15 protein-coding genes are annotated in these 15,222 nt (G+C 39.3%); 6 read left to right on the top strand and 9 right to left on the bottom strand.

Annotated elements, in window-relative coordinates; all coding sequences use genetic code 11:
- Positions 1 to 72: 72 nt before the first annotated feature.
- Both I5515_RS14240 and I5515_RS14235 read right to left on the bottom strand, forming a co-directional pair.
- Complete coding sequence (locus I5515_RS14240) at positions 73 to 471, bottom strand: ATP synthase subunit I (protein WP_003655545.1); 399 nt, start codon at positions 469 to 471, stop codon at positions 73 to 75.
- A gap of 170 nt (positions 472 to 641) precedes the next feature.
- Positions 642 to 1,481, bottom strand: a complete 840-nt coding sequence (locus I5515_RS14235) for a metal ABC transporter substrate-binding protein (protein WP_199967987.1) — start codon at positions 1,479 to 1,481, stop codon at positions 642 to 644.
- Between the two features lie 127 nt (positions 1,482 to 1,608).
- On the opposite strand from I5515_RS14235, the gene I5515_RS14230 reads away from it, so the two are divergent.
- Genes I5515_RS14230 through znuB form a run of 3 tightly spaced genes read left to right on the top strand, consistent with a single transcriptional unit; the run spans position 1,609 to position 3,680 of the window.
- A complete protein-coding gene (locus I5515_RS14230; RefSeq protein WP_199967985.1) occupies positions 1,609 to 2,106 on the top strand; it encodes a transcriptional repressor in 498 nt (165 codons plus the stop codon).
- Positions 2,079 to 2,867 carry a metal ABC transporter ATP-binding protein gene (znuC, locus tag I5515_RS14225; RefSeq protein WP_199967983.1) on the top strand — a complete coding sequence of 263 codons (789 nt, stop codon included), beginning with the start codon at positions 2,079 to 2,081 and terminating at the stop codon, positions 2,865 to 2,867. The genes I5515_RS14230 and znuC overlap by 28 nt, the downstream gene beginning before the upstream one ends.
- A 3-nt stretch (positions 2,868 to 2,870) precedes the next feature.
- On the top strand, positions 2,871 to 3,680 hold the full coding sequence (gene znuB, locus I5515_RS14220) for a metal ABC transporter permease (protein ID WP_199967981.1): 810 nt from the start codon (positions 2,871 to 2,873) through the stop codon (positions 3,678 to 3,680).
- A 1-nt stretch (position 3,681) separates the two neighbouring features.
- Here the strand turns inward: znuB and I5515_RS14215 are convergent, their stop codons facing one another.
- The gene (locus I5515_RS14215) at positions 3,682 to 4,308 is read right to left on the bottom strand and encodes a LysE family transporter (protein WP_199967974.1); all 627 of its coding nucleotides are present in this window, start codon (positions 4,306 to 4,308) and stop codon (positions 3,682 to 3,684) included.
- A 159-nt stretch (positions 4,309 to 4,467) separates the two neighbouring features.
- Here I5515_RS14215 and I5515_RS14210 point away from each other — a divergent pair, with 159 nt between their 5' ends.
- Positions 4,468 to 5,388 (top strand): Dyp-type peroxidase, encoded by a 921-nt coding sequence (locus tag I5515_RS14210; protein ID WP_199967973.1) that lies wholly within the window; start codon positions 4,468 to 4,470, stop codon positions 5,386 to 5,388.
- A gap of 119 nt (positions 5,389 to 5,507) precedes the next feature.
- Here the strand turns inward: I5515_RS14210 and I5515_RS14205 are convergent, their stop codons facing one another.
- Positions 5,508 to 5,951, bottom strand: a complete 444-nt coding sequence (locus tag I5515_RS14205) for a hypothetical protein (protein ID WP_199967972.1) — start codon at positions 5,949 to 5,951, stop codon at positions 5,508 to 5,510.
- A gap of 89 nt (positions 5,952 to 6,040) precedes the next feature.
- Positions 6,041 to 7,738 (bottom strand): NAD-dependent malic enzyme, encoded by a 1,698-nt coding sequence (locus tag I5515_RS14200; RefSeq protein ID WP_199967971.1) that lies wholly within the window; start codon positions 7,736 to 7,738, stop codon positions 6,041 to 6,043.
- Between the two features lie 495 nt (positions 7,739 to 8,233).
- Between I5515_RS14200 and argS the strand changes: the two genes are divergently transcribed.
- Positions 8,234 to 10,024, top strand: coding sequence for an arginine--tRNA ligase (gene argS, locus I5515_RS14195; protein WP_199967970.1), 1,791 nt, complete (start codon positions 8,234 to 8,236; stop codon positions 10,022 to 10,024).
- A gap of 155 nt (positions 10,025 to 10,179) precedes the next feature.
- Positions 10,180 to 10,794, top strand: coding sequence for an SPOR domain-containing protein (locus tag I5515_RS14190; protein ID WP_199967968.1), 615 nt, complete (start codon positions 10,180 to 10,182; stop codon positions 10,792 to 10,794).
- A gap of 40 nt (positions 10,795 to 10,834) precedes the next feature.
- Here the strand turns inward: I5515_RS14190 and I5515_RS14185 are convergent, their stop codons facing one another.
- The 4 genes from I5515_RS14185 to guaA form a co-directional block, all read right to left on the bottom strand.
- Positions 10,835 to 11,503, bottom strand: coding sequence for a glutathione S-transferase (locus I5515_RS14185; protein ID WP_199967966.1), 669 nt, complete (start codon positions 11,501 to 11,503; stop codon positions 10,835 to 10,837).
- Positions 11,504 to 11,615: 112 nt separating this feature from the next.
- Positions 11,616 to 12,023, bottom strand: a complete 408-nt coding sequence (locus tag I5515_RS14180; protein ID WP_005309135.1) for an OsmC family protein — start codon at positions 12,021 to 12,023, stop codon at positions 11,616 to 11,618.
- Positions 12,020 to 12,967: a pirin family protein gene (locus I5515_RS14175; protein WP_199967964.1), complete on the bottom strand. Its 948-nt coding sequence runs from the start codon at positions 12,965 to 12,967 to the stop codon at positions 12,020 to 12,022. Before I5515_RS14175 ends, I5515_RS14180 begins: the two co-directional genes overlap by 4 nt.
- Positions 12,968 to 13,379: 412 nt before the next feature.
- Positions 13,380 to 14,948, bottom strand: coding sequence for a glutamine-hydrolyzing GMP synthase (guaA, locus tag I5515_RS14170; protein ID WP_199967963.1), 1,569 nt, complete (start codon positions 14,946 to 14,948; stop codon positions 13,380 to 13,382).
- Positions 14,949 to 15,222: the final 274 nt, after the last annotated feature.

Genomic DNA, 15,222 nt, shown 5'->3' with positions numbered 1-15,222 from the left:
AGAAGGGTTACGAACATCGGCGTACTGTCGATATCTCGCCACCCTCCAAAAAATCTTCAATTCTTCTTGTTTCTACACCCGTTTTTCTAGACGTGACACCCAAAACGGAGCGACCCACGACATTGCCTGAACGAGAATAAAACCAAACAGCAATGCTAACGGTGATAAAGGTTTAACATTGCTCAAAATCAAAATAAATCCAACGATCATGATTGCAAATTTGCCTAACATGCCCCTATACATGTTAGACAGCACTTGTTTTGATGCTCTCGCACCTGCTGTTCTGAAGGATTGCCACGAGAAATAACTCATAGCAAGCCAGCAAACCAGTGCACCAAGTGCCGCACTTAATGCTGCTGTCATGTCTTTTATGCTCCACGCCACAAGGGCGGAAACAGGGATCATACATGCTTGTAAGAAGACCAAAGCTTTTGCTAATCGTCGGTCAATCAAGCGACTAGTTCGGCTCATTATTTATCCACTCACAGCATAAATGCTTGACAAGTTTAGCTTATGATCGCTTTTAATCGCAGGCATTATAGAGTTACACCCCTGAACATGCAATCTTTTCCCGACTTTAGTCGGGGTTTTTCATGACAGGTGGTGCTGACGCTACAGTCAGCCTTTGTTTATTTTTTATCTTACTTTTGCGTACTTAATACACATTTATCTGTTTTTATAGCGAGTTTCTTCCATGCAGTGACGAAATCATCCTCGTTATTCATGCTCTCGTCTACGGGTTGAAAAGTAATGTTACCTAATTTTTGATACTGACTTTTAGTGGTAAAACTTTCTGCCAACAAACACATCTGATTTTTTGGTCTATTATCATTAAGATACTTAATTTGGGCTGCTGTGGGTGCAACATGTGGATCATCTGTCAAAGCGCCTGCAAATTTTAAATTTAAAGAGCGCTCTAAATATTGATAGGCATCGTGATATGACCAATATGGCTTACCATTACTTGTACTGTCATAAGCTTGTGCTGCTTGCAACATCTTACGAGCAAAGCTATTAGCATTATTCCAATATTTAGTCTTGTCTTCAGGGTGCTGCTGAGAACGTAAAGCAGCAATAAAGAAACCGATTCGAACTGCATTGTTTGGCTCTAACCATACATGGGTGTCTACCGTATTGGGTAAAGCCACCCCGCGCGTACTACGCAAAGGTAAAACAGAAACTATGCCACTATCTAATAATGCAATTGCTTTCTTGTTATTACCTAATAATTTATTTAGAGGTGCTTCATGAGCCTTACCCAACCAGATTACTAAAGATGCATCATTAATTGCTTTACGGTGAGCCGGAGTCAACTGTACATCATGACCTGTCTGACCTTTAAGTAAAAGCTGAGGTTCCTCAACACCCTGAGTGATTTCTTTTGCAATCAGATAAATCGGGTGTGTAGAAACCACCAAACCCTGACTCCACCCTAACGTACTCAAAAGAGAGAACATACTGAAAACAAAAAAACGGAACATGCTAGACCATCAATTTAAATTAGCTCGAAGCATGTTATAATATAACAAAGTTACAAAAATACCTAAGATTAATCGAATGAAGCATCGCTTCATGCTAATATTCCGTTAAAAATTCGAGGTTATTTCTATGAGTTCCTGCTCGCATGGACATCATGATTCTTTGCATGGTGTGCATGATCACCATAATGTCGCAAACCGTTTAGCTGAAGCAGAAAATTTATGTTCTGCGACTGGCGCACGACTTACACCTTTGCGCAAAGAGGTTTTGGAACTCATTTTAAATGCTTCAGGCCCAATGGGCGCATATGACTTACTCGCACGTATAAAAAGTCAAACTGACCGCCCGGCTGCTCCTCCAACTGTATATAGAACTTTAGATTTTTTATTAGAAAAAGGTTTGATTCATCGTCTAACTTCTATTAATGCCTATATTCCTTGTTGCCACCCACGTGAAGGCCATCAAGCAGCATTCCTGATTTGTACCGAATGCCACATGGTTAAAGAAGCCTCTTCTCAAGGTTTAACTCAGCAGCTTGACCAACTTGCAGCGTCAGATGAGTTCGTGGCTCAACACAGCATTATTGAAATTTCGGGGAAATGCCAACAGTGCCGCACAACTCGTTAAATCCTATTTTAATTCAGCTTGAGCAGGTTTCTGTTCATCGTGATGATCGGGATATTTTAAAAAAAGTTGATTTTGCTCTACATCAAAATGAAATTGTGTCTTTGATTGGCCCGAATGGTGCAGGTAAATCAACACTTATTAAGGTTCTACTCGGTATTCTCCAGCCGAGTAGTGGCCGCATTATTAGTGATAAGAAACTTAAAATGGCTTATGTGCCACAAAAGTTCAATCCTTCACACAGTCTGCCTTTGCGTGTTCAGGATCTACTTGATTTAGAAAAATGTAGCCCTGCCCTGCGTCAGGAAATTATTCAAGACACCGGCATTTCCAAGTTACAACAGTCAAAAGTACAACAACTTTCCGGTGGTGAGCGCCAACGAGTATTACTCGCCCGTGCGCTACTTCGTCAGCCAGATATTTTAGTTCTTGATGAACCCATGCAAGGCTTAGATATTCAGTCAGAGGCTGAACTTTATGAGTATGTACGCAGTTTGCCAGAACGATATGGTTGTGCGATCTTAATTGTTTCCCATGACTTACAATGGGTGATGGAAGGAACACACCGTGTAGTGTGTTTAAATAAACATATTTGCTGTAGCGGGTTACCCGAGAACATTCAACAACATCCTGAATATCAGGCTATCTTTGGAACTCAACGGGTTTTCTATCAACATCATCATGATCATTGTGCTCACGGTGATGCTGCACACCCCTGCCCTCATAATGACCGCCCTCACATCCACCCAGAACCGGAAGCTTAAGCCATGATGGAATGGTTACAATTATTGTTGCCCGCATGGATTATGGGAACTTTGTTGGTGTTTTTGACCGCACCCCTTGGCTGTCTAATGCTTTGGAGACGAATGTCTTTTTTTGCTGATACTATGGCACACGGTACACTACTCGGAGTTGCTATAGCAGGTGCTTTAAGTCTTCCTCTTTGGCTTGGTGTTGCAGGTACTGCGGTTTTATTGGTCGCAATTTTATGGGCCCTACATGACAATCGCTTACCCAATGATGCTCTCTTAGCCTTATGTTCAGCGACATTGCTCTGTAGTGGTTTATTGTTTATTCAACATGTACCAAGTTTAAGACCAGAGCTTTTAAGTTATTTATTTGGTGATTTGCTCAGCATTGATTGGCCCGACTTACCTGTTTTCACTTTAATTATTGCGATATCACTCGTAATTCTTTACCGCTTTTGGCAACCGCAAATACAATTTGCAATTGATCCAGATATTGCCATTAGTGAAGGGGTGAATGCGAATTGGCAACGTCTTATTTTCATGCTTTTATTGGCTTTATTTACTGTCTTAGCCTTGCGCGCTGTAGGTTCTTTGCTTATGGGTGCATTACTCGTGATACCGGCTTTAAGCGCTCGCTTACTAGCAAACTCACCAAAGCAAATGGTCATTTGGGCATTCGTGTTAGCCCAGCTTGGGGTTAGCGTCGGATTATGGTCAAGCGCAGCACTCAATATCTCTACAGGCTTGAGTATTGTTTTATGTATGGCCTTAACTTTTGCCATTATTTTTATAACTCAAAAGCTAAAAAATCAAACACAGGCGGCCTAAATTAGGACGCCTGATGAACTGTGCTCAATAATAAAGCCGCACAACTAAACATAACGGCAAAACCCCGATTCAAATATTTTTGCTGTTTAGGAGAGCGAAGTAATCTTAAAACCTTTGATGCTAGCCCTGTATATCCAGCCATTACGACCAAATCAATACTAATCATTGTTACTGCCATAATCAGGTACTGTATCCATTGTGGCTTACCCAAATCTAAAAATTGCGGTAAAACAGCCAATAGAAATACAATCGCTTTGGGATTACTGATATTGACTACAAAGCCATTTAGCAATAGCGCAAATACAGATTTATCTCTTTTTTCTTGTTGAATTTCTATATCTTTTACAGGTGCTGTCCATTGTAAATAAGCAAGATATAACAAATAAATCACACCAAACCATTTAACAAACTGAAATGCTAAAGGCGTCGTTGCAAATAAAACTCCAACACCAGCTGCCACCACCATAATTTGAAGTATCAAAGCAATTTGCAACCCAATTGCATTCCAATAACCATGTCTAAAACCATAGTTTAGACCACTCGACATTGAAGCAATTGCTCCCGCACCCGGTGAGATACTAATTACCCAACAGGCCAACATATAAGCGAACCAAACTTGCAAAGACATAGCGAAAAATAGACTACAAAAGTGGAATTATACTGTTTTATAAAGCCATCTTGATGAGAATTCAAACAATAAAATCAAGAAATAGACTACTAACAGCTCTTCGCATCAGGCACAATAATTAAAGCTCATACTAAATTATAATTGAGGAGATACCTTCCAATGACTGCTCAATCTGTCATTTTGCCATTGCCATCAGACCATGCTCGTTTCATTGTTCTTCGTTTAAAAGACTTATCAATTGATGAATTAAAAAAACAAATTGAAGCTTTATTTGAAGCACGCGACCGCCTCATGACTCAGCATTCTGATGCTCAAATTAAAACAGCAGTCGCTTTTGGCCCCGAACTATGGAAACAGCTCTACTCACAAGTTCCTGCAGGATTTAAACAACTTGAGCCAGAACAAGGTGCATTCAATATGCCGGCTGTGCCAGCAGATGTACTCATTCATATTGCCAGCATGCGATCTGATATTTGTTTTGCATTAAGCCAAGCATTTTTTGAAGGTATTAAAGATAAAGTCAAAGTTCTTGATGAACGTGTTTGCTTCCGCTATTTCGATGGTCGAGATATGACAGGTTTTATAGACGGTACGGAAAATCCTCAGTTTCCAGATGACCGAGCAGAAACAGCTCTTCTACCCGAAGAGGCTGGAGTATTTGCCGATAGCAGTTTCATATTTGCACAACGCTATGCTCATGACTTAGAAAAATGGAAAAAATTAAAAGTTGATGCGCAAGAAAATGTTATGGGCCGCACCAAACTTGAGTCAATTGAACTTGATGATGACGTTAAACCAGAAAACGCCCATGTTGCCCGCACTGTTGTTGAAGATGATGAAGGTGAAGAAATGGAAATCTTGCGTCATAGCCTCCCTTATGGAGATGGCCGAGGCGATCAGGGTCTATTTTTCATTGCCTACACTCAAGACCTCAACATTATTGATGCTATGTTAAAGCGCATGTTCGGCACAAGTGGAGATGGCATTCATGACCGTCTATTGCATTTCGTGACACCACTTGATGGCGCTTATTACTTTGCACCAAGTGAAGAATTACTAGAAGAAATTCTGGAAGGGTAAAATGAAAGAAGTAACTATCTAGGTAGTTACTTCTTTTTTATTTGGTTCTAAATAAAACTAAAATAAAGACATTATGCTTTACCTTCATAAATTAATAAAAATTACTCTTAAACACAAACTTAAGGCCCATTAGCATTTCTTATCTCAAGCACGTCATTACAATCTTTAGAAGTTGAATAAACGAAAATTCGTTTATCTTGATTTTCTAGCAAAATGGCATCTTTATTTTCACCAAAGGCATTTTTAGAAATATCACACTTATAAGCTGACAGTTGAAAATTCTTTACGACTTCACATTTAGACTCAACAATATTGTCATTGAAACCATACCATTGTGTAATATTTGGATTTGAACAAGAGATTTGCCCTACTTGATCAGCTTCTTTTGTTTTAACCGTCTTATCCGCACTTTCTTTCTTTTCATTTGCAGCAGAGGCTGATTTATTTATCTCCGCCTGCACTACATCAGATTCATGATTAGAATCATTTTGCGTTTTATGCGGACCTTTATCACTACAAGCCACTAAAGCGCCTATAAAAATTAAAATATAAATATTCTTCATGAAAAAGTTCTCATAATTATGTGTTATTTAAACTGAGATATATTAATAAAAAAAGAGGAGCTTAAGCTCCTCTTTTTACACTCTCATTTTTAGAAAGGAATACGCTTATATTTGCGGTATTCAGGTTTCCAGAATGATTGATCAATTTTCTGTTTCAGCAAATCATCGCTAATCGTTACAGCCACACCATCAGCCATAGCTGCTTTCGCAACTTCAAACGCAATAATTCTAGAAACTTGTTGAATTTCACCCAACGGTGGTAACAAATCAGCTTGTGGATCTTTAAGCAATGGAGAACAATTTGCTAAAGCACTACTTGATGCCATTAACATATTTTCTGTAACACGCTTAGCACCCGATGCCACAACACCCAAACCAATGCCTGGGAAAATGTACGAGTTATTACACTGCGAAATATTGTAAAGTTTGCCATGATGATTCACAGGAGCAAACGGACTACCTGTTGCAATTAATGCTTTGCCTTCAGTCCACTCCACAATATCAGCAGGTACAGCTTCAACACGTGAAGTCGGATTAGACAATGGCATGACAATTGGTCGTTCACAATTTGCAGCTAAGGTCTTAATGATTTCTTCTGTGAATAAGCCAGGCTGACCAGACACACCAATTAACACTGTAGGCTTAGCATTTTTAACAACATCAAGTAGTGAAATCACTTCTTCAATATTGCCCCACTGATCAACCACCTCAGCTTTTTGTGCCAACTTACGCTGGAAGTCGAGCAAGTTTGGTTGATTCTCAGTGATCAAACCAAAACGGTCTACCATATAAACGCGAGCACGAGCTTCTGCATCGGTTAGACCTTCTGCAATCATTTGTGCAACAATTTGTTCTGCAATACCACAACCTGCCGAACCCGCACCCAAGAAAGCAATTTTTTGATCTTTTAATTGCTTGCCCGCTGCACGGCTCGCAGCAATCAAGCTACCAACAGATACTGCTGCTGTTCCTTGAATATCATCATTAAAACAGCAAATTTTATCGCGATATTTTTCTAAAAGTGGCATCGCATTTTTTTGTGCGAAATCTTCAAATTGAATTAATGCTTTTGGCCAACGACGCTTCACAGCATCAATCACCATATCTACAAATGCATAATATTCATCACCGCTAATACGCGGCTGACGCCAACCCATATAAATTGGATCGTTTAACAGTTGCGGATTATTCGTACCTACATCAATTGTGATTGGCAATGTATAGGCTGGACTAATTCCACCACAAGCTGTGTAAAGCGAAAGTTTCCCAATAGGAATTCCCATTCCGCCAATACCTTGGTCACCAAGACCCAAAATACGTTCACCATCTGTAATCACGATAACTTTTACATTATTTTTATTTACGTTTTGCAAAATATCATCAATCACATCACGGTCTGGATATGAAATAAAAACACCACGATGACGACGATAGATATCAGAGAAACGCTGACATGCCTCACCTACAGTTGGGGTGTAAATAATCGGCATCATTTCTTCAAGATGATTTTCGATTAAATGATAGAACAAGGTTTCGTTGGTATCTTGGATATTACGCAAATAGATATGTCGGTTGATGTCATCAGTAAAAGCGCAATATTGCTGATAAGAGCGCTGGCTCTGCTCTTCAATAGTTTCAATAATATGGGGAAGTAAACCATGTAAGTTAAAGTTACTTCTTTCTTCTTCAGTGAAAGCCGAACCTTTATTTAGAAGTGGTAACTCTAAAAGTGTAAAACCTGCATATGGGATATAAAGGGGATGTTTACTTGGGTGTCCTGATATCATTGCCTATCTCATTTTCCAGCTTAGAGTAGAGAAAAACACGTTTTGTATGGTCTCTAAAACTCTTTGTGCGTATAAGCTTAAGGCCATTTACTTCGAAATTGGTATTTTAAAACGTGATGTTAAAATTAAAGACTATTTAGTTAAAACATACACAAAAATAAACAATAAATATCAACATCTTAATAATTTTATATTTTTAAAAATACTTTTATTATCTTAAAATTAAAAGCCTAAACTATATATTTTAATACTATCAGATATTTTCACAGAAAATAGTAGTAGATTTACAGCCTAGTTTACTGATTAAAAACTCTCAGAAAGCTTGTATTTGTTTGTTTTTAGAATAGTGAACTAATCCACACCATAATATTCATTTAAAAAATAATCCTCAGTAAGTTGCACAAAAAGAATTACCGGAATATTAAATCCACTCCCCTAACTCACAGGAAATTTGCTATATTTGACGTTTTTCTGCGACATCTATTTTCGATTGATATGAATACGGCAATACAAGCAGCTCTCGACCATGCAGTGCAAATTCTTCAACAAGAAGGGGTGCTTCCTTCCGACTGGAATAACACAAGCAACTTAACACGCACCAAAGACCGAAGCCATGGCGACTTTGCTTCTAATATTGCCATGATCGGCTCGAAAGCTGCTGGTATGAAACCACGTGATTTAGCTGAGAAAGTTCTAGCTGCACTACCAGAAGTTGCAGATATCAGCAAAGCTGAAATTGCAGGCCCTGGTTTTATTAACTTCTTTTTAAATGCAGATCAGCGCTTTGCTATTCTTGACCAGATTCAAGCACAAAAAGAAATTTTTGGTCGCAGTCAGGCAAACGCAGCGAAAAAGATCCAAGTCGAATTTGTTTCTGCAAACCCAACGTCTAGCCTACACGTAGGCCATGGCCGTGGCGCTGCATATGGTATGACTGTTGCCAAATTACTTGAAGCAACGGGCGCTAAAGTTGACCGCGAATATTATGTAAATGATGCTGGTCGTCAAATGGATATTTTGGCGACTTCTACTTATTTACGTTATTTAGAATTACTTGGTCAAAACCTTGTATTTCCTAAAAATGCTTATCAAGGCGATTACGTTAAAGAAATAGCACAGACTATTATTGATAAAGATGGCGACGCTTACCTTCGTGAAGTAGCTGATGTCTATAAAGATGTACCAGAAGACGTGCAATATGCAGAAGAATTAGATAGCGAAGGCAATAAAGTTGTTTTATCTGGAGACAAAGAAAAGCATATTGATGGTCTTATTGCCAACTCACAACAATTGTTAGGTGAAGGCTACCGTGTATTCCATCAAGCTGCTCTTCATGCCATTTTAGATGATATTAAAGATGACCTTGCTGACTTTGGCGTAACCTTTAATCAATGGTTTAGTGAAGCATCTCTTAGTGCAAAAATTGACGAAGCTTTAGAAACGCTTGATCAACGTGGCTTCCTTTATGAAAAAGATGGCAACATCTGGTTTAAATCGACTGAATTTGGCGATGAAAAAGACCGTGTTGTTAAACGTCGTAATGGCCAAACTACATACTTTGCATCAGACATTGCATACCACTTAAATAAACTACAACGTGGTTATACCGACCTAATCGATATTTGGGGTTCTGACCACCACGGCTATATTTCTCGCGTAAAAGCGGCAATTGATGCGATGGGTTACGACTCTAAAAAATTAACTGTACTTTTGGTTCAGTTCGTAAGTTTATGGCGTGGCGGCGAAATGGTTCAAATGTCATCTCGTTCGGGTCAGTTCGTGACTTTACGTGACTTGCGGAAAGAAGTGGGCAATGACGCGGCTCGTTTTTACTACGTAATGCGTAAGAGCGAACAACACATTGACTTCGACCTTGACCTTGCTGTGTCACAAAGTAAAGACAATGCTGTGTACTATATTCAATATGCACATGCACGTATTTGCCGTATGTTAGAAAAAGCAGCAAGCACAGGCTTACAATTTGATGTAAATGCTGCACGCACACATGCTACTCGCCTATCTCTTGATGCTGAAACCGAGATTCTTGCTAAACTGGCCGCTTATCCAGACGCTGTGTTACGAGCTGCCAATGCGTATGAACCACATCAGGTTGGTAACTACTTAAAAGAGTTAGCTGCTTTGTTCCACGGTTGGTACAATGAACATAAAGTATTAAGCGATGACGCTGAGCTTACACAGGCGCGTTTATTACTTTCAATCAATGTACAACAAGTGTTGCACAATGGTTTAGAATTGCTTGGTGTATCTGCACCAGAATCTATGTAAAAATTATATTGCATGGCACTAAAATAAAGGTTATGCAATATATAGTAAGCAGTGGTTTGTAGAGTTAAAATAGCTGATACGAACCACTGTTTCAGCATCGTAATACGAGAATCAAACTCGAATTAAAACAATCAAAATACAGAGGAATAATCTACGTGTTTGGCAAAACGCAACGCGGTGTATCTGAAAGACCTAATAAGCCTAAAAAACCCGTAATTCCCAAATGGTTAGGGACACTTGTCGCTATTTTAGCGGTCTTATGTATCGCTGTAATGCTTATGCTTTGGAAACCTTGGCAACCTGTTCCTGCAAAAAATCAGATTACCTCTGATCACTATAAAGAAGAAGATACTAATAAAGACTATCGTTTTTACGACCTATTACCCCAACAGCAAGTCACTCCTATTCCGGAACAAGCGATTCCTGAAAGTAAAAATCAAGGCACAGCCATGATTGTTGAGGCTCCAAGCGCAGCTCAACCAGCAGCTTCAGACAGTGCAGGAATTGATACCAATTCATCAGCCACTACTCCTCAGCAGCCTACTTATATTTTACAGGTTCGTAGCTATAATGACCCCGATCAGGCTGATGCTCGCCGTGCAGAAATCATTTTAAATGGCTTATCTGCAGATGTAGTTAAGAGTACTGAAAATGGGCAAACATGGTACCGCGTTATTTCAGGACCTTATGACACCCAAGATGCAGCATTGGCTGCTCAACAGACCTTACAACATAGCGGTATTGACTCTATCGTGATCAAACGCAAGTAAACTGCAAATAAAAAAGGAACAAATCATTGTTCCTTTTCTTTTAAATATCAGCACAATCCCTTTCATTAGAACCCATTCCCTTTTGTTTCGCTTTCTGAAACGCAGGCCTTTGCTGAATACGTTGTAAAAAAGCCTGAATATGAGGGTATTTCCCTTGTAAGCGTGATTGCAAGGCTTCTAGAGGAAAGCTCATTTGAATATCAGCAAATGAAAAATCGCCTGCAAAATATTTATGCTCTGCCAAATAGTTTTCTAAAAAACTAATATGATCTTTCATACGTGGGCGCACAAAATTTGCCTTCACCCCTTCCGTGATTTTTTTTGCTACGGGTTGAATTAACCATGGCACATGCTTATTTACACTATTCATGACCAAAGTCATAACTAAGAGTGGCATTAGTGAGCCTTCTGCATAGTGCATCCAGTAAATATACTGCTGTAAATCCTGAGCTTTTGAGGGTTTGAATTGATGTTTCTGATCATAACGCTGTTGTAGATATTCCAAAATTACAGCAGATTCTGCGATGACTTGCTCATCATCTGTCAAAATTGGAGCTTTACCTAAAGGATGAATACATTTCAATGTTTCTGGAGCAGAATAGTTAGGTAAGCGTTGATAATAATGAATATCATAATCTAAGCCTAATTCCTCTAAAGCCCATAAAATTCGAAACGATCGCGAACATTCCAGGTGGTGTAAACTAATCATGCTATTGCCTGCTTTTATTTTTCTTTTTACATAAAAAACAGCATGTGAACATGCTGTTTTATTCCATTTGTGGGATGGATATAAAATCATCCACCTTAACAAAATAGCATTTTTAGACTGTAACAAGCACAGTATGAATGTCTAAACTACGTAACAAAGTTTTAGTAACCGGAGTTTTACTACATACCGTTAAGATTTTTTGTTGCAGCTCTTCATCTGGTAAGTCTTTAAAAACTATACGACGTTCAATATGTTCTTCATGCTCTCTATTGGTATGAAAATCAATTTCAACCGAGAACTCACCAAAATCATAACCTTTATGCTTCGCATACATTCTTAAAGTAATGAGCGTACAAGCGGCTAAACTTCCAGTAAGCAAGTCATAAGGCGCTGGGCCTTGATCTTGCCCTTCTAGCTTTTCAGGCTCATCACAAAAATATTGATGGCGACCACTGGTAATCTCACCCTTCCATTGCTCAGCAAGGGGCTTTGCTTTACTACTTGCGATTACTGCTGTCATTTTGATGCTCTCATTTGATCTGGAAGAACAGGGGCTTCTAAACGTGCACCAACATAATCTGGAATTTCACCAAAACGTACATCATGGTTAATCCATTGCTCGCGGGCTTCTTTTAAATCATCCATTGTGCGCGCAACAAAATTCCACCAGAGCAAAATTGGTGTTTCAAACGGTTCACCGCCAATCAAGAGAATACGATTGCCTTTTTTTACTTCAATTTCGATTTCACTAAGACCAGTATCTAATACCACCATGTTGTCAGCAGTTAACTCATGGCCATTCACATGAGCTATGCCATCAAGTGCCATAAAACCATATTCATAATTAGCATTTAGTGGAATACGCGTTTTAGTATCTTGGGTAGCAATTAGGTCAACACCAACTAAAGGTGTATGTACCACTACTGGAGATGTGGTTGCTAAATATTCACCCACAAGAACAGTAAATTCCAGGCCATCTTTTTCAACAATAGGTAGTTCAGGGTAATGTTCAAATTTCGGATCCATATCGCGCTTATGATCTGGCAAAGCAATCCAGAGCTGAGCAGCATGCATTTGAGTTTCAGTATCAGGTGCAACCTCTGTATGAGAAATGCCGTGACCTGCCGTCATCAAGTTGACTTGCTTAGGACGAATCAGCTGTTTTGAACCTAAACTATCGGTATGCATCATGGTCCCTTCAATCATCCAAGTGAAGGTTTGCAAACCAATATGAGGATGAGGACCAACATCTAGACCATCACCCGCTGGAAAAGACACTGGACCTGCATGATCTAGAAAACACCACGCACCAATCATTCGCTTTTGTCGGCTAGGTAAAGCCCGCTTAATGACTGTCCCCTGTCCAATTTCAGCAGAGCGAATTGGAAATTCCTGAATAAACTGATTGGCAAATTTCTCGCAATCCTTTGAATCAGAAATATCGTAATCATTATTATTGCTCATGATATTACTCTCTTTTACCTATGCTTTTGCAATGAGTTGTTTTACTGATCTTAACAATACACTCATTATTCAATATAGTCTTTTAGTAATACACAGGGTGTTATGAATGAGACAATGCATTTTTAAAGAACTGATTATTAGTTTGCCTAACATTAACATAATACAGCTTATGCAAAATTAAGTTTAAATTTCTAGTAAAAATCAAATGGTTAAGACTTTAATTTCATTATATAAACAGCAAAAAGCCGACTTTTCCAAGTCGGCTTTTTATTAAACTAGAAATATCACCCTACCGCAGGCATAGCCCTTATCGTAATTCAGGCAAGAAGCACTGCTCCTTGAAATCCCTCTGCCGCGAGCACAGCTCTTGGCGTAAAATTGGCAAAATGCGTTGCATTTTGAAACCCCAATTTTACTCCCACTCAATCGTTGCTGGCGGTTTAGATGACACGTCGTATACAACACGTGATACATCTTTAATTTCATTCATAATACGTGTTGAGATTTTATCAACTAGTTCGTATGGTAAATGTGCAAAACGAGCTGTCATAAAGTCAACTGTTTCAACTGCACGAAGTGCGATTACCCATGCATAACGACGGCCATCACCTACAACACCAACTGACTTAACAGGTTGGAACACAGCAAATGCTTGAGCAGTTTTGTCATACCAACCGCTGTCGCGAAGCTCTTGCATAAAGATGTCATCAGCAAGACGAAGAATATCTGCATATTCTTTTTTCACTTCACCCAAAATACGAACACCTAAACCTGGGCCCGGGAATGGGTGACGGTAAATCATGCTGTGTGGCAAGCCAAGTGTCGTACCTAATTTACGAACTTCATCTTTAAATAAGTCTCGTAAAGGCTCAACCAATTCAAACTCTAAATCGTCTGGTAAACCACCCACATTGTGGTGAGATTTAATAACGTGTGCTTTACCTTGTTTGCTTGCAGCAGATTCGATTACGTCTGGGTAAATCGTACCTTGCGCCAAGAATTTCACGCCATCAAGTTTACGTGCTTCTTCAGCAAAGACTTCAATAAACTCACGGCCAATGATTTTACGTTTTTTCTCTGGATCAACTTCACCAGCTAATGCATTTAAGAAGCGATCTTCAGCATCTGCACGAATAACACGAATACCCATGTTTTCAGCAAACATTTGCATCACTTGGTCACCTTCGTTTAAACGAAGTAAACCATTGTCAACAAATACACATGTTAACTGGTCGCCAATTGCTTTATGTAAAAGCGCAGCAACGACAGATGAGTCAACACCACCAGAAAGACCTAAAAGAACTTTTTCATCACCAATTTGTTTACGTAGTTGTTCTACACGTAAGTCAATGATGTGTTCAGGTGTCCAAAGGCCACCACATCCACAAATTTTATGAACAAAATTTGCAAGTAATTCTTCACCTTTTGCCGTGTGCGTTACTTCTGGGTGGAATTGCACACCATAGAAACGGCGTGTTTCGTCACTTACAGCAGCAACAGGACAACTTGGTGTGCTTGCAGTAATGCTAAAACCTTCTGGAATCTGGCTCACTTTGTCGCCATGGCTCATCCAGACATGAAGCTGGTCTTCGCGGTCTTGTAAGTTGCCAATCAGTTGGTCACGTTTAACGATATCAACTTCGGCATAACCAAACTCATGTACAGTACCTGGCTCAACTTTACCGCCCAACTGTTCAGACATGGTTTGCAAACCATAGCAAATACCCAATACTGGAACACCCAACTCAAACACCACTTGCGGTGCACGCGGGCTGCCTTCTTCATGCACACTCTCAGGTCCACCTGACAAAATAATGCCATTTGGCTTAAAAGCGCGAACGTCTTCTTCAGACATATCAAAAGCATACATTTCAGAGTAAACGCCGGCTTCACGTACACGACGTGCAATGAGCTGGCTATATTGAGAGCCGAAATCCAGAATCAGGATACGATCTTCAGTAATTTGAGTATTGGTAGTCATGACAAACCACTAAATGGCAAAAGAATTAAGCGCGCCATTTTAACATTTTTCACGCTTCGGCGCACCGCAAATCATCATATATCTTATTTTTTTCATTTCTGAATCATTTCTACAGTTAAATTCTTTGATATAAATCAAAATTTAATTATATTTATCAAACACCTGAATCAATCTTAAAAACTTCACATGTATTGATAAATTCATCACATTCTATGTAACATCACCATGAATTTGATGATAAGATTACCCGATAAAACAGGCATTACCACGGAAA

Source organism: Acinetobacter calcoaceticus, from assembly GCF_016508255.1.
Lineage (GTDB): Bacteria > Pseudomonadota > Gammaproteobacteria > Pseudomonadales > Moraxellaceae > Acinetobacter > Acinetobacter calcoaceticus_E.
The sequence above is the reverse complement of the archived record's forward strand: the minus strand, read 5'-3'. Positions and strand labels throughout refer to the sequence as shown.

What these genes read in the sequence shown, in the direction of transcription:
- I5515_RS14240 (WP_003655545.1), bottom strand. Translation starts at nt 471, where the DNA reads ATGAGCCGAACTAGTCGCTTGATTGACCGACGATTAGCAAAAGCTTTG.
- I5515_RS14235 (WP_199967987.1), bottom strand. Translation starts at nt 1,481, where the DNA reads ATGTTCCGTTTTTTTGTTTTCAGTATGTTCTCTCTTTTGAGTACGTTA.
- I5515_RS14230 (WP_199967985.1), top strand. Translation starts at nt 1,609, where the DNA reads ATGAGTTCCTGCTCGCATGGACATCATGATTCTTTGCATGGTGTGCAT.
- znuC (WP_199967983.1), top strand. Translation starts at nt 2,079, where the DNA reads ATGCCAACAGTGCCGCACAACTCGTTAAATCCTATTTTAATTCAGCTT.
- znuB (WP_199967981.1), top strand. Translation starts at nt 2,871, where the DNA reads ATGATGGAATGGTTACAATTATTGTTGCCCGCATGGATTATGGGAACT.
- I5515_RS14215 (WP_199967974.1), bottom strand. Translation starts at nt 4,308, where the DNA reads ATGTCTTTGCAAGTTTGGTTCGCTTATATGTTGGCCTGTTGGGTAATT.
- I5515_RS14210 (WP_199967973.1), top strand. Translation starts at nt 4,468, where the DNA reads ATGACTGCTCAATCTGTCATTTTGCCATTGCCATCAGACCATGCTCGT.
- I5515_RS14205 (WP_199967972.1), bottom strand. Translation starts at nt 5,951, where the DNA reads ATGAAGAATATTTATATTTTAATTTTTATAGGCGCTTTAGTGGCTTGT.
- I5515_RS14200 (WP_199967971.1), bottom strand. Translation starts at nt 7,738, where the DNA reads ATGATATCAGGACACCCAAGTAAACATCCCCTTTATATCCCATATGCA.
- argS (WP_199967970.1), top strand. Translation starts at nt 8,234, where the DNA reads ATGAATACGGCAATACAAGCAGCTCTCGACCATGCAGTGCAAATTCTT.
- I5515_RS14185 (WP_199967966.1), bottom strand. Translation starts at nt 11,503, where the DNA reads ATGATTAGTTTACACCACCTGGAATGTTCGCGATCGTTTCGAATTTTA.
- I5515_RS14180 (WP_005309135.1), bottom strand. Translation starts at nt 12,023, where the DNA reads ATGACAGCAGTAATCGCAAGTAGTAAAGCAAAGCCCCTTGCTGAGCAA.
- I5515_RS14175 (WP_199967964.1), bottom strand. Translation starts at nt 12,967, where the DNA reads ATGAGCAATAATAATGATTACGATATTTCTGATTCAAAGGATTGCGAG.
- guaA (WP_199967963.1), bottom strand. Translation starts at nt 14,948, where the DNA reads ATGACTACCAATACTCAAATTACTGAAGATCGTATCCTGATTCTGGAT.